We start from the raw sequence: 12,496 nt of genomic DNA, 5'->3' as shown, positions 1-12,496 counted from the left end.
CGCTATTCCAGGGTCTTGTGCCGTCCGGATTCCAGTGCGATCTGGTTCGTGCGGCCGTCCCAGCGGCTGGGTTCGTCCTTGGTCCGCGGCGGGCGGTCGTTGGCGATCAGCACCGCGATCCACGGCAGCGGCACCGAGGCGGCGATGATCAGGATCGAGAGCAGCGGGTTCTCGAACGCGCTGTAGGCGATCGCGGCCAGGATCAGGCAGGGGATCCGGAAGGCCATGATGAACGTGTAGCGGCGCACCCTGGCGCGATGCTGCTCGTCGAGCGAGGGTGCGGCCTCGGTGATCAGCACGGCGTGTTCGGCGGGGGCGGGCCGGAAGAACCCACGCGAGGACTTGGGCTCGGGGGGCATCGTCACTTCCGGGTCCGGCTTCGGTTCGTCGGCGCCTGGGACATCGCCGTAGGACTGCATACCCCGAGTCTTCCACTCGGCGTCATCGAGCGCACACGCGGCTGGTCAGCGGCCCGGGGTCGGGATGCGGCATCATGGAAGGCGTGAGTACAGACACTCTGGTACGCCCGGAAACCACGACCGACGAGACGACCAGCGACGACACCCCCAAATTCTTCCATTACGTGAAGAAGGACCGGATCGCCGAAAGTGCCGTGATGGGCACGATGGTCGTCGCCCTGTGTGGCGAGGTTTTCCCGGTGACGCGTTCGGCCAAGCCCGGCTCGCCCGTGTGCCCGGACTGCAAGAAGGTCTACGAGGGCTTGCGCAAGGACGGCGACTGAGCCGAGGGCTCGGTCGGTGACGCCGGTGCCTCGGAGCGGGCCCCGGCGGTTTCGCCGTGCTCATCGTCATCGTCGTCGTCACCGCGCACCTGGCTGGTGATCCATTCCTTGACCTGCTCGATCCGGGTGGCCCGGGCAGGCCAGAACTCCTGAACGGCGGCGTTGAACTCCGCGCCCAGGATCACCGCGAAGCCGAGGAAGTACGTGAACAGCAGGAACGCGATCGGGGTGGCCAGCGCGCCGTAGCTCACCCCGGTGGCGGTGATCCACGACAGGTACCGGCGCAGCAGGTCGCTGGCCGCCATGAAGAAGACCCCGGCCACCAGCGCGCCGCCGAACAGCCGATGCCACGGCAGCGATTTGTGCAGGGCCAGCTTGTAGAGCGTGGTCAGCCCGACGATCAGCAGCAACCCGACGATCGGGTAGTAGAACGTGTCGATCAGCCGCAATCCCGGCTCCCGCCACGCCTCGGGCAGCACCCGCCCGATCCTGGTGGGACCCAGTGCGATCACCGGCAGGATGAGCACCGCGGCCACCAGGAACTGCACGTAGAGCAGCAGCGCGAAGATCCGCTGCCAGATCGGATGACGAGCGTCCTGCTGTCCGTGCGCCTCCACGATGGCGTCGACGAAGGTGGCCATCGCCGAGGACCCCGCCCACAGCGACAGCACGAAACCCACCGACACCAGCGCGCCGCGCCCTCGGCCGAGCACGTCGTCGACGGTCGGTTCGATCAGATCCGAGACCACCGACGGGCTGAAGAACTCGCGGCTGAACGCGATGATCTTGCTCTCCACGATCTGCACGGTGTCGGGCCCGAACAACCCGCCCACATAGCCGAGGCTGCCGAGGAGGCCGAGCAGCAGTGGTGCCAGCGACAGGGTCTGCCAGAACGCCGCCGCCGCGGACTTGGCGAAAATCGAGTTGTCCCAGCACTTGACCGCGACCCGGACCACCAGTCGCCATGCCGTAGCCAGCCATCGCACCCACGGCGCGTGATCGCTGCGACGTTGCGGAGCGGCCTGCGCGCCGACCACAGGGCGCGCGGGCGAGTCGCGGGGCGGCAGCGCCTGCGCCGGGTGCGCCGCGTCGGCAGCCGGGACCTGGTCGTTGTTCATCTCGGTGTCAAGCATCCCGCACGTTGGGGGTCTGTGTGGTGCGGGCCGGGCATCGTGTCGGCGGGTAACAGGTAAATGGCCGGTGACCACGTGCGCGGTTGTGATGCCTGTCGCCCAGCCCGCGTCGGTTTGGCGACACGCCGCATCGGGCGGCTAGGGTCGACTGCGTGACTGGGTCGGGTGGCGCCGCTACGGCGAAGCAAGCGGGGACACCGGGCGAGATTGCCGCGGGAGGTGCCCCGTCGGGTTCGTTGCGCGCCTGGCAGCGGCGCGCGTTGACGAAGTACCTGGCCACCAAGCCGCGCGACTTCCTCGCGGTCGCGACGCCCGGCGCCGGTAAGACCACCTTCGCGCTGCGTGTTGCCGCGGAGTTGCTGGCCGATCGCACGGTGGACCAGATCACCGTCGTAGCCCCGACCGAACACCTCAAGCACCAGTGGTCCGCCGCGGCCGCGCGCACCGGGATCCAGCTGGACTCGCGGTTCTCCAACTCCACCGGCGCGACCTCCGGCGACTATCACGGCGTCGTGGTGACCTATGCCCAGGTCGCCGCCCACCCGACACGGCACCGGGTGCGCACCGAGAATCGTCGCACGCTGGTGATCCTCGACGAGATCCATCACGCGGGCGACGCCAAGACCTGGGGCGAGGCGACCGAGGAGGCGTTCGGCGACGCGACACGCCGACTGGCGCTGACCGGAACCCCGTTCCGCAGTGACGATTCGAAGATCCCGTTCGTCACCTACGAGCCCGACGAGGGCGGTTTCCCGCGTTCGCGCGCCGATCACTCCTACGGCTATGCCGACGCGCTCGCCGACGGCGTCGTGCGTCCGGTGGTGTTCCTGGCCTACTCCGGTGACGCGCACTGGCGCGACAGCGCGGGCGAGGAACACACCGCCCGCCTCGGCGAACCGCTCAGCGCCGAACACACCGCGCGAGCCTGGCGCACGGCCCTCGACCCGGCGGGTGACTGGATCTCGGCGGTGCTGCGCGCAGCCGACGTGCGCCTGCGTCAGCTGCGCGCGTCGGGCATGCCCGACGCGGGCGGTCTGGTGATCGCCACCGATCAGGAACGTGCCCGCGACTACGCCGAACTGCTCGAGCACATCTGTGGCGAGCGGCCGTCGGTGGTGCTCTCGGACGACCCGCAGTCCTCCCAGCGCATCGGCGAGTTCGGTAAAGGCACACAGCCGTGGATGGTCGCGGTGCGCATGGTGTCCGAGGGTGTCGACGTGCCACGCCTCGCCGTCGGCGTCTACGCCACCAGCGCCTCGACGCCGCTGTACTTCGCGCAGGCCATCGGCCGTTTCGTGCGTGCCCGCAAGCCGGGAGAGACCGCGAGCGTGTTCCTGCCGTCGGTGCCGGTGTTGCTCGACCTGGCCGCGCAGCTGGAGTTGCAGCGCGATCACGTCATCGGCAAGCCGCACCGCGAGAAGGACGGCCTCGACGACGAGCTCCTGATGGACGCGAACAAGGCCAAGGACGAGCCCGGTGAGGACGAGAAGTCCTTTGTCGCCCTCGCCGCGGACGCCGAGCTCGACCAGGTGATCTACGACGGATCCTCCTTCGGCACCGCCACCATCGCGGGCAGCGACGAGGAAGCCGACTACCTCGGCATTCCCGGTCTGCTCGACGCCGACCAGATGCGTGCTCTGCTCCGCGACCGTCAGACCCGTCAGCTGGCCGACCGTAGCGCCGCGCAGGAGTCCGCCCCCCAGCCCGCGGCCGTCGCCGAACGTGTCGCCACCTCGGACAAACTGGGCGAGCTGCGCCGTGAACTCAACAGCCTCGTCGCGATGCACCACCACCGCACCGGCAAACCCCACGGCGTGATCCACGGCGAACTCCGTCGCGAATGTGGTGGCCCGCCTACGGCATTGGCGAGTGTCGATCAATTGGGCGAACGCATCGCCGCCCTGCGCCGACTCTGAGAGACCGAACCTCGGCGGCGCGTCGGCCCGGCGGCGAAGGCTGCGCCTAGCGTGTCACGGCTTCGAGTGTGCACAGCGCGCTGTCGACGGCGGCGCTGAGTTCGCCGGGGCTGACGCCGTCTCTGGCCTGGATCGACAACCCGTACAGGACAGTGCTGTACAGCATAGCCAGCGAGGCCGTATCGGTGTCGGGGGAGAGGTCGCCGTCGGTGACGCCGCGATCGAGGCGGGCGCGGATGTCGGCCGTGGTGTGGCGACGGGCTTCGACCAGGAATTCGCGCACCGCGGCGTTGCGGGTGGTGTAGGTCGCGCCGGCGAGGACGACCATGCAGCCGTTGGGCAGACCGGGATCGGTGTAGTGGGTGATGTTGTCGCGCAGCATCGCCTCGATCGCGGCGTAGGCGGTGGGTTGCTCGCGCAGCGCCCTGGCCGTGTAGGAGCCCTCGGTGTGGCGGTAGAGCTCGACGGCGGCGCGGAACAGGGCTTCCTTGTCGCCGAAGGCGGCGTAGAGGCTGGGCGAGTTGATGCCCATGGCGGCGGTGAGGTCGCTCATCGAGGCGCCGTCGTAGCCGAGCTCCCAGAACACCTCCATCGCGCGGCGCAGCGCGACGTCACGGTCGAAGCCTCGGGGGCGCCCGCGGTCTGCCATGCGAAACCTTTCTGTGCCGATCGGTAAATATACCGCGCCCGCGGACGTCCGCGTTCGTCGCCGCCTATTTCTGTGTCGATCGGTAAGAAACTCTTGACGGCAGCGCTGTGGATGCGGTTCTCTATTTGTGTATCGACCACTACACAATTGGAGCGAGCCTGATGACGAGCAGCAACACCGTGGCCCTGGTAACCGGCGCGAGCCGCGGGATCGGCGCGGCCATCGCCCGCGCGCTGGCCGCCGCCGGCGCCGATGTGGCGTTCACCTATCAGCGTGACGAGGTCGCCGCGAAGGCAGTGGCCGCCGAGATCGAGGCGCTGGGCAGGCGGGCGCTGCCGATCAAGGCCGACAGCGCCGACGCCGCGGCGGTCGTCGCCGCCGTGGAACAGACCGCGCGCGAACTGGGCGGGCTCGACGTCCTCGTGAACAACGCGGGCATCTTCCCGGCCAAGCCCTACGAGGAGTTCACCCTCGACGAGATCGACCGCGCGCTGAACATCCACGCCCGCGCCGCCTTCGTCGCGGGCCAGGCCGCCCTCCCGTACCTCGGTGACGGCGGCCGGATCATCTCCATCGGCTCCAACCTGTCCGAACGCGCGCTCTTCGGTGGGCTGTCGCTCTACAACCTCAGCAAGTCGGCCCTCAACGGCTTCACCAAAGCCCTTGCGCGCGAGCTCGGTCCGCGCGGCATCACGGTCAACCTCGTCCAGCCCGGACCGACCGACACCGACATGAACCCCGCGGACAGCGGGCACGCTCCTACGCAACGGGAGTTCAACGCGCTGGGCCGTTTCGGTGCCGCCGCCGACGTGGCCGACCTGGTCGCCTTCCTCGCGGGTCCCTCGGGCCGATCGATCACCGGCGCGATCCTCACCGTCGACGGCGGCACCAACGCCTGAGCGGCGGGCGCCGCCCGAACGGTCTGTGCATCTTCGGGATGCCGGCTACGTCGACCGGGAACGGCAGGACTCAGGGATAACCCGTTGCGTTCCAGGAGGTCTCGTCGGCCGATCGCCTAACGGGCGATGTCGAAGAAGTCGACCGGGTCGAGGGTGTGCAGGGGAGTCCAGCGTTGTTCCTGGGTGGGCGTGTCGGATTCGGCGGTCGCGTCGAAGTACCCCTGCAATTCCAGTGCGAGGCGCGGATTCTCGTCGACCCTGCGCGCGATCGTGTACAGCGTCGCGAACACGTGCAGGCAGCGCGAGGTCCGTGCCGAGCAGGAACAATCGGTGCTCACCAGGGTCGGCGCGGGGGAGTGGCCCGCGTCGGCCAAGGCGCGGTGCATCTCGTCGGTGAGGACGGTCGGGTCGGTGATCGTCTGACCGATCGCGGTCACCGCCGCCCGCGACAGCGGTGCCACCTCGACGTGCGCGATCGAGGCCTGACCGCCGCGATGCAGGTGCGCGCGCACCGTTCGCCCCTCGATCTCGACGCGCACACCGTCGTTGCGCGCGATGCTGCGGGCGCGGGGCAGCAGTGGTTCCGGCCGGGTCTGGCGCAGCGGTTCGGCCAGGCGCACCCAATCCCGACCCCACTGGGTGTAACCGAATTCGTTGTCGGCCATCAGTTCTCTCGCTTCCGGCGCAGGATGTCGACGAGGGCGTCGTCGTCGAGGCGGGCCAGTTCGGCGATGCCCGCCGCATCGGACAGGTCCGTCAGCGCGGACTTGCGGGTGTGCATCGCGGCGATGTGTTCCTCCACCGTGGTGGCGCTGGTGAGGGTGGTGACGGTGACGGTGCGGGTCTGCCCGATCCGGTGCGCCCGGTCCGAGGCCTGCGCCTCCACCGCCGGATTCCACCAGCGATCGAAATGGATCACATCGGCCGCACGGGTGAGGGTGAGGCCGGTGCCGGCCGCGCGCAGGCTCAGGATCAGCACCGGCGGCCCGTCCGGCGCCTGGAAGCGGGTGACGAGGTCGCCGCGCTGGGTCGCGTCGAGCCCGCCGTGGAAGAACGGCGCGTCGACGCCGAACTGCTCGGCCAGGTGCCGCACCAGCAGGTCGCCGGTCTTGCGGTACTGGGTGAAGATCAGCGTGGGGTCACCGGTGTCGAGGTTGGTGGCCACGATGTCGGTGCACAGGTCGAGTTTGCCGGAGCGGCCCGCGAGTTCGCCCAGGTCGCCGGAAACCAGTCCGGGGTGGTTGCACACCTGCTTGAGGTGGGTGAGCGCGGCCAGTACCCGTCCCTGTCGTTGCAGGCCGGAGCCGAAGCCCTCATCGAGGGCATCGGCGAGCACCGCGTCGTACACCCGTTCCTGCTCGGCGCTGAGATCGCACAGCAGATCGCTGTGGATCTTCGCGGGCAGTGACGCCACCACCTGAAGCTTCTTGCGTCCGAGGACAACCGGCTCGACGGCGTCCCTGAGTCGTGCCGCGGCCGAGGCCGAACCCTCCTCGATCGGCCGCACGAACCGGCGCCGGAACTGCGTGCGATGCGCGAACAGTCGCGGCACGGTGAGATTGAGCAGCGCGAACAGTTCGTCGAGGTGGTTCTCCACCGGCGTTCCGGTCAGCGCGACCTTCGCGTCGGCGGTCAACGCGCGCGCCGCCCGCGACACCTGGGTGCGCGGATTCTTCAGTGCCTGCGCCTCGTCGAACACCACGGTGGCCCACTGCTCACCGGTCAGTGCCGCCCCGTGCAGCCGCAGGGTCGGATACCCGGTCACGAGAACCGTCCCCGCCCCGGCGGGCACCGCGCCACCACGCCACGACACCGGCTTCAACCCCGGCGCGAACCGTTCGATCTCGTGCACCCAGTTGCCCACCAGCGAGGTCGGACACACCACCAACTGCGGACCGTCGGAACGGCCCTGCAGGAACCCGATGGTCTGCACCGTCTTCCCGAGTCCCATCTCATCGGCCAGCACGGCCCCGCCGAACGCCGACACGGTCTCGCGCAACCACCCCACCCCGCGGACCTGATACGGCCGCAGCGTGGCATCGAGAACTCCCGCCAGCTCCCCGTCGAGGGACCGCGTCTCGCGCAACACCCGCGCCGCCCGCTCGGCGGACACGATCGCGGTGCCGACCGCGTCGGGGACGGCGTGCGCGGCGGTGGGCAAGGTGACGGACCGCTCGTCGGTCATCGACGCGCGCCAGGCCAGCGCGGACGGGGCGAGGTCGCCGAGGGTGACGTCGACCAGTTCGGCGGGTGTCACCACCGCGGTCGCCACCTCGACGGGTTCGATCGCGCCGCGTTCACCGACCGGCAGTGCGAGGGTGAGCTGTTCCGGATCGCCGACCCCCGTCGGCGCGGGCCCGGTGTCGTGCCCGGTCCAGGTCCACAGGGCGAACAGGTGACGGTCGGGAAGGTAGGTGGCCTGAATGGCGGGCAGAACGTTCTCCTCTGATCGGGTAGCACGAACAACCGAACAACGTACACTGTACTGAGTTTGTTCCCGAACGCTCGAAACAATCTCCGGAGAGGAGACTCGTGCCCGCTGACCAGGACGGGGAATCGACCGCTCAGGCCACCCGGATCCTCGAATTGCTGTGGCGGCACTCCTTGCCGTCGAAGCCGGGCGCGCGTGGCCCGAAACCCGGGCTCACCGTCGACGATGTGGTAGCGGCGGGCATCACCCTGGCCGACCGCGACGGCATCGACAAGCTGACGATCCGCGCGGTCGCCACGCAACTCGGTCTGCGCGCGATGAGTCTCTACACCTATGTCCCCAGCAAGGACGCCCTGATCGTGCTCATGGTCGACGCCGTGGCCGCGGCGGACTCCCCGATCCCGGCCGACCTGCCGGTCCGCGAACGCATGATCACCGTCGCGACCCGGATCAGGGTCGAGCTGATCGAGCACCCCTGGCTCCTCGAGGTGTCCCCGTGGCGTCAGGTGCTCGGCCCCGCCCGCATGCGCCGCTACGAACATCAGCTGGCGGCGATCGAGGGCATCGGCCTGAGCGACCTGGCCATGGACCGCGCGATCGCGGTCCTCACCGACTTCGCGACCGGCAATGCCCGCCTCGCCATCGCGGCCGCGGGCGCCGCCGCGCAGCTGAGCGACGCGCAATGGTGGGAGGTCAACGGACCCCTGCTGGCCCAGGTGATGCCCGCCGGCGAATTTCCGCTCGCCGGGCGGGTCGGGACGACCGTGGGCGAGCACTACCAGGCGCCCGCCGACCCGGACGGCGCGTTCGACTACGGCGTGGCCACCCTCGTCGACGGCATTCTCGCCGACGCTCGATAGCCGGATACAGCGACAGCGGGCGCCCTGTCCGGGTCGCCCGCTGTCGGGGGTTTTCTGTTGTCAGATGTTGTTGTTTCGGACGCGAGGAGTGGTCAGATCGCGGGAGCTTCGTCCGTGTTGATCACGGCTTCGAGTTCGCGCAAGCGGTCCATGTGTTCATTCGCGTGGTGCTGGCAGAAGAGCAACTCGCCACCCGCGGGAAGCACGGCACGCACTCGGGCAGCCGCCCCGCAACGATCGCAACGATCGAGTGCGGTCAGTGGGGTGCTGGTCAGTGTTCCTGGCATGACTCCTCCGTCCCGGCTCCCGGCGCTGCGTGGCCGTTCGCCTAGGTGTGGGCCTCGTGGTCACTCCACGCGGCTCGCATCCGCTACTTCCCAGCAGTGGTACGACTACTCTGTCAGACGTTCGGGGTTCAGGCTTTGTTCCCGGAAGTGAATCTTTGTGTTTTCGATAACAGACCTGCGGTTTCGCTGAAAGCGAACACCCGCCGGTCGTCGGTCTCGAGCACCCACCGATCACCCGCGAAGCGCTGATGCCACCTCCCACTCGAACCTGACACTCGCCGATGTGTCGCTCGCTGCGGTGTTGCTCGTTACGGACGAGCCGAGCACCGAACCGGGCCGAACACGATCGAGTTGTGACAGGGTCTTGACCGTCCGAACCTGTTGTCTACCCGGAGATTACCCGTGACATCCGACACTCACACCCTTGTTCACCTGTGTTCTTCCCAAGAATGGGAGGAAGCTCGCCGCGCGGGCGAACGCAGACCGCCTTCGCTGGCCGACGCGGGCTTCGTGCACCTGTCCACTCCGGAGCAGGTCCACCTGCCCGCCAATCGACTCTTTGCCGGGCGCGCCGACATGGTCGTGCTGTGGCTGGATCCGACGGCGTTCACCGGTGCGGTGAAGTGGGAGCCGGGCGTGCCGAGCGATCCGTCGTCGATGCTGTTCCCGCACCTCTACGCACCGCTGCCGGTCGCCGCGGTGCTGGCCGCGCAGCCATATCTGCCCGGCTCCGACGGCGTGTTCAGCACACCGCGCCGGGAGGGAGTGGCGTAGACCACAATCGGGGCCGGGCGCGGCTACTGTTGAGGGTGTGAACGTCGACGTCACAGCGCTACCGGGCATCGGAGTGCGCAAGGATTTCGAAGTCAGGTCGGGGCGCCGCGTCGGGGTGGTCGCCCACCGCGACGGTGACATCGATCTGATCGTGTCCAAACCCGACGACCCGGACGCCATCGCAGCCCAGGTGCCGCTGTCCACCGACGAGGCGTCGGTGCTGGCGAACCTGCTCGGCGCGCCGCAGCTGGTCGCCAAACTCAACGACGACCATCGCGATCTGCCGGGCATCACCACCCGCCAGCTGGCCATCGTCGACGAATCCCCCTACGCGGGACGAACGCTCGGCGAGACCGGCATGCGCACCCGCACCAAGACCTCGATCGTCGCGGTGATGCGCGCCGGTCAGCTCCACCCGTCACCCGGCCCGGACTTCACCTTCACCGAGGGTGATCTGCTCGTGGTCGTCGGCACCCCGGACGGCCTGGAAGCGGCCGCGAAGATTCTCGCGCACGGCTGACCGCCGTGACCTCGCAGGCCTTGGCTCTGCTCGAGCTCGGCGTGATCTTGTTCGCGCTGGGGATCTGCGGGCGAGTGGCGGGCCGCTTCGGGATGTCCCCGATTCCGCTGTACCTGCTCGGCGGACTGGCGTTCGGTCGCGGCGGATTCATCGAGCTCGACGCCGCCACCGAGTTCGGGCACATGGCGAGCGAGATCGGCGTCGTGCTGCTGCTTCTGCTGCTCGGGCTCGAGTACACCGCCCCCGAGCTGATGACCGGTCTGCGGCGCTCCTGGGCAGCCGGAGTCCTCGACCTGGTGGCCAACGCGCTGCCCGGGGTCGCGGTGGCGCTCATCATGGGCTGGGGGGTGCTCGGCGCCGTCGTGCTCGGCGGGGTCACCTACATCTCGTCGTCGGGGATCGTGGCCAAGGTGCTCGACGATCTGGGCCGTCTCGGTAACCGCGAGACCCCGGTGGTGCTGTCGATCCTGGTGCTCGAAGACCTCGCGATGGCGGTGTACCTGCCGATCCTGACCATGATGCTGGCCGGATTGAGCCTGCTGAGCGGATTGATCTCCCTCGCGGTCGCGCTGGCGACCATCACGGTGGTGCTCGTGGTGGCGCTGCGGTTCGGGCGGGTGGTCTCGGCCGTGGTCGACAGCGCCGATCGCGAAGTGTTCCTGCTCCAGCTGCTCGGCGCCGCGCTGCTCGTGGCCGGGGCGGCCTCGGCACTCAATGTCTCGGCCGCGGTCGGCGCGTTCCTGCTCGGCATCGCCATCTCGGGGTCCACCGCGCACGAAGCCGCGAAACTGCTGGAGCCACTGCGTGATCTGTTCGCGGCGATCTTCTTCGTCGCGTTCGGGCTGTCGATCGACCCGACCGCGATCCCGCCGGTGTTCGCCTGGGCGGTCGCGCTGGCGGTGGTGACCACCGGCACCAAGATCGCGGTCGGGTGGTGGGCGGCGAGCAGACAGGGAATTCGGCGGATGGGCCGGGCGCGGGCGGGCGCGGCGCTGGTGGCGCGCGGCGAATTCTCCATCGTCATCGCCGGATTGGCGGTCGCCTACGGCCAGGCGGACGCGCGGCTGGCCGCTCTGGCCTCGGCCTATGTGCTGCTGATGGCGATCCTCGGCCCGATCGCGGCCCGGGTCGTCGAGCCGGTGGTCGAATTCGTCAGGCGCCGTTCGGGTGTCGCGACGACCTGATCAGTCGACGACCCGGCGTGGCCAGGCGCCCGCACCGTCGTAACTCAATTCCTCGGTGCGGTACTCGTGCTGTGTGGGCGGCGTGTACTGCGCGACCGGTCGCGCGGGCTTGGCCGGGCGCGGCTGGGGACGGTGCCGCGAGGTGAGCCACATGCGCGGCAGCGCTTCCTCGTTCTCGATCTCGGTGAGGCTCACACTGATCAGCACGAGCATGGTGACGATGCTGCTCACCCCGATCAGCGGCGCCAGCAATTGCATCGCCTCGGCGCCGCTCGCGGGCGCGGTTTGATGTCCGGTGTGCGCGTGCATCGAGGCCATCCCGGTGTAGTGCATGCCGCACACGGCCACACCCATGATCAGTGCCGCACCCACGGTGGCGAGGAAACCCTTGACGCGCAATGTGAACCACAGCGCCACGACCGAAGCCACCACCGCGATCACCATCGACAGGGCCACGATCGCCGGGTCGTAGCGCACGGTCGCGCTGGACCGCATCGCGTACATGCCGGTGTAGTGCATGGTCCCGACACCGAGGCCGGTGATGACGCCACCGGAGAGCAGTGAGCGCAGTGTCGGCTGCGGCTTGTTGACCATGAACAGCCCGATTCCGACCACCACCATCGCGGTGATCGCGCTGAACAGCGTCAACGGGATGTCGTAGCGGATCTCGGCGCCGCGGATGGTGAAGCCGAGCATCGCGATGAAATGCATGACCCAGATCCCGGTCCCGCCGATCGCGATCGCGGCGCCGATCAGCCAGCCGACCCGTCCCTCGGTGGCGTTGCGACCGCGGGCCGCGCACTGGAGTCCGAGCAGGCAGCCCGTGACGGACATGAAGTAGGCGAGAACGGGGGTGATCCAGCCGTAGCTGAAGTGATAAATGTCGAGCACGCGCGAAAAACCCTCAATGCCGATACCGCAGACTTGAGGCGGTAGAACGAAAAGCTGGGTGTGACGATACGGCGAAGATCGCCAATCCGTGTCCTCCACAGTGCAATCCAGCAGTGTGGGTTTGATCACGAAACGATTAACCCATCGGTTTACTGGATAAAACAGACCGCTAGGAATGTAGCGGGGGAAACGACAAGAGGCCCGCACCAC

At 68.7% G+C, this 12,496-nt stretch carries 14 protein-coding genes; 7 read left to right on the top strand and 7 right to left on the bottom strand.

The genetic code is table 11. The features are described from left to right. Positions 1–2: 2 nt before the first annotated feature. The gene (locus ACFULV_RS33810) at positions 3–359 is read right to left on the bottom strand and encodes a DUF3099 domain-containing protein (protein WP_378663992.1); all 357 of its coding nucleotides are present in this window, start codon (positions 357–359) and stop codon (positions 3–5) included. 143 nt (positions 360–502) lie between these two features. Here ACFULV_RS33810 and ACFULV_RS33805 point away from each other — a divergent pair, with 143 nt between their 5' ends. Then, positions 503–742: a DUF3039 domain-containing protein gene (locus tag ACFULV_RS33805; protein WP_056815556.1), complete on the top strand. Its 240-nt coding sequence runs from the start codon at positions 503–505 to the stop codon at positions 740–742. Here ACFULV_RS33805 and ACFULV_RS33800 read toward each other — a convergent pair. Continuing rightward, the gene (locus ACFULV_RS33800) at positions 712–1,875 is read right to left on the bottom strand and encodes a YihY/virulence factor BrkB family protein (protein WP_378663964.1); all 1,164 of its coding nucleotides are present in this window, start codon (positions 1,873–1,875) and stop codon (positions 712–714) included. The two genes, ACFULV_RS33805 and ACFULV_RS33800, sit on opposite strands and share 31 nt — an antisense overlap. Before the next feature lie 206 nt (positions 1,876–2,081). On the opposite strand from ACFULV_RS33800, the gene ACFULV_RS33795 reads away from it, so the two are divergent. Further along, positions 2,082–3,791 (top strand): DEAD/DEAH box helicase, encoded by a 1,710-nt coding sequence (locus tag ACFULV_RS33795; RefSeq protein ID WP_378628281.1) that lies wholly within the window; start codon positions 2,082–2,084, stop codon positions 3,789–3,791. Between the two features lie 46 nt (positions 3,792–3,837). On the opposite strand, the gene ACFULV_RS33790 is transcribed toward ACFULV_RS33795, so the two are convergent. Continuing rightward, positions 3,838–4,440, bottom strand: coding sequence for a TetR/AcrR family transcriptional regulator (locus tag ACFULV_RS33790; RefSeq protein ID WP_378663961.1), 603 nt, complete (start codon positions 4,438–4,440; stop codon positions 3,838–3,840). Between the two features lie 161 nt (positions 4,441–4,601). Between ACFULV_RS33790 and ACFULV_RS33785 the strand changes: the two genes are divergently transcribed. Beyond that, on the top strand, positions 4,602–5,339 hold the full coding sequence (locus ACFULV_RS33785) for an SDR family NAD(P)-dependent oxidoreductase (protein ID WP_378626673.1): 738 nt from the start codon (positions 4,602–4,604) through the stop codon (positions 5,337–5,339). A 116-nt stretch (positions 5,340–5,455) separates the two neighbouring features. Here the strand turns inward: ACFULV_RS33785 and ACFULV_RS33780 are convergent, their stop codons facing one another. Both ACFULV_RS33780 and ACFULV_RS33775 read right to left on the bottom strand, forming a co-directional pair. Continuing rightward, the gene (locus ACFULV_RS33780; RefSeq protein WP_378663959.1) at positions 5,456–6,004 is read right to left on the bottom strand and encodes a hypothetical protein; all 549 of its coding nucleotides are present in this window, start codon (positions 6,002–6,004) and stop codon (positions 5,456–5,458) included. Continuing rightward, a complete protein-coding gene (locus ACFULV_RS33775) occupies positions 6,004–7,599 on the bottom strand; it encodes a DEAD/DEAH box helicase (RefSeq protein WP_378663956.1) in 1,596 nt (531 codons plus the stop codon). Before ACFULV_RS33775 ends, ACFULV_RS33780 begins: the two co-directional genes overlap by 1 nt. A gap of 272 nt (positions 7,600–7,871) precedes the next feature. On the opposite strand from ACFULV_RS33775, the gene ACFULV_RS33770 reads away from it, so the two are divergent. Continuing rightward, positions 7,872–8,630 carry a TetR/AcrR family transcriptional regulator gene (locus tag ACFULV_RS33770; RefSeq protein ID WP_378663953.1) on the top strand — a complete coding sequence of 253 codons (759 nt, stop codon included), beginning with the start codon at positions 7,872–7,874 and terminating at the stop codon, positions 8,628–8,630. A gap of 92 nt (positions 8,631–8,722) precedes the next feature. On the opposite strand, the gene ACFULV_RS33765 is transcribed toward ACFULV_RS33770, so the two are convergent. After that, the gene (locus tag ACFULV_RS33765) at positions 8,723–8,917 is read right to left on the bottom strand and encodes a hypothetical protein (RefSeq protein WP_056811260.1); all 195 of its coding nucleotides are present in this window, start codon (positions 8,915–8,917) and stop codon (positions 8,723–8,725) included. 402 nt (positions 8,918–9,319) lie between these two features. Here ACFULV_RS33765 and ACFULV_RS33760 point away from each other — a divergent pair, with 402 nt between their 5' ends. The 3 genes from ACFULV_RS33760 to ACFULV_RS33750 are packed head-to-tail and all read left to right on the top strand — an operon-like array spanning position 9,320 to position 11,395. Beyond that, positions 9,320–9,691 (top strand): DUF952 domain-containing protein, encoded by a 372-nt coding sequence (locus ACFULV_RS33760; protein WP_378663950.1) that lies wholly within the window; start codon positions 9,320–9,322, stop codon positions 9,689–9,691. 37 nt (positions 9,692–9,728) lie between these two features. After that, the gene (locus ACFULV_RS33755; protein ID WP_358113423.1) at positions 9,729–10,211 is read left to right on the top strand and encodes a cation:proton antiporter regulatory subunit; all 483 of its coding nucleotides are present in this window, start codon (positions 9,729–9,731) and stop codon (positions 10,209–10,211) included. 5 nt (positions 10,212–10,216) lie between these two features. Further along, positions 10,217–11,395, top strand: a complete 1,179-nt coding sequence (locus ACFULV_RS33750) for a cation:proton antiporter (protein ID WP_378663947.1) — start codon at positions 10,217–10,219, stop codon at positions 11,393–11,395. Here the strand turns inward: ACFULV_RS33750 and ACFULV_RS33745 are convergent, their stop codons facing one another. Then, on the bottom strand, positions 11,396–12,286 hold the full coding sequence (locus tag ACFULV_RS33745) for an MHYT domain-containing protein (protein WP_378626683.1): 891 nt from the start codon (positions 12,284–12,286) through the stop codon (positions 11,396–11,398). Between the last annotated feature and the right edge of the window lie 210 nt (positions 12,287–12,496).

This window comes from Nocardia sp. NPDC057272, from assembly GCF_042668615.1.
Lineage (GTDB): Bacteria > Actinomycetota > Actinomycetes > Mycobacteriales > Mycobacteriaceae > Nocardia.
The sequence above is the reverse complement of the archived record's forward strand: the minus strand, read 5'-3'. Positions and strand labels throughout refer to the sequence as shown.

What these genes read in the sequence shown, in the direction of transcription:
- ACFULV_RS33785 (WP_378626673.1), top strand. Translation starts at nt 4,602, where the DNA reads ATGACGAGCAGCAACACCGTGGCCCTGGTAACCGGCGCGAGCCGCGGG.
- ACFULV_RS33765 (WP_056811260.1), bottom strand. Translation starts at nt 8,917, where the DNA reads ATGCCAGGAACACTGACCAGCACCCCACTGACCGCACTCGATCGTTGC.
- ACFULV_RS33780 (WP_378663959.1), bottom strand. Translation starts at nt 6,004, where the DNA reads ATGGCCGACAACGAATTCGGTTACACCCAGTGGGGTCGGGATTGGGTG.
- ACFULV_RS33810 (WP_378663992.1), bottom strand. Translation starts at nt 359, where the DNA reads ATGCCCCCCGAGCCCAAGTCCTCGCGTGGGTTCTTCCGGCCCGCCCCC.
- ACFULV_RS33800 (WP_378663964.1), bottom strand. Translation starts at nt 1,875, where the DNA reads ATGCTTGACACCGAGATGAACAACGACCAGGTCCCGGCTGCCGACGCG.
- ACFULV_RS33790 (WP_378663961.1), bottom strand. Translation starts at nt 4,440, where the DNA reads ATGGCAGACCGCGGGCGCCCCCGAGGCTTCGACCGTGACGTCGCGCTG.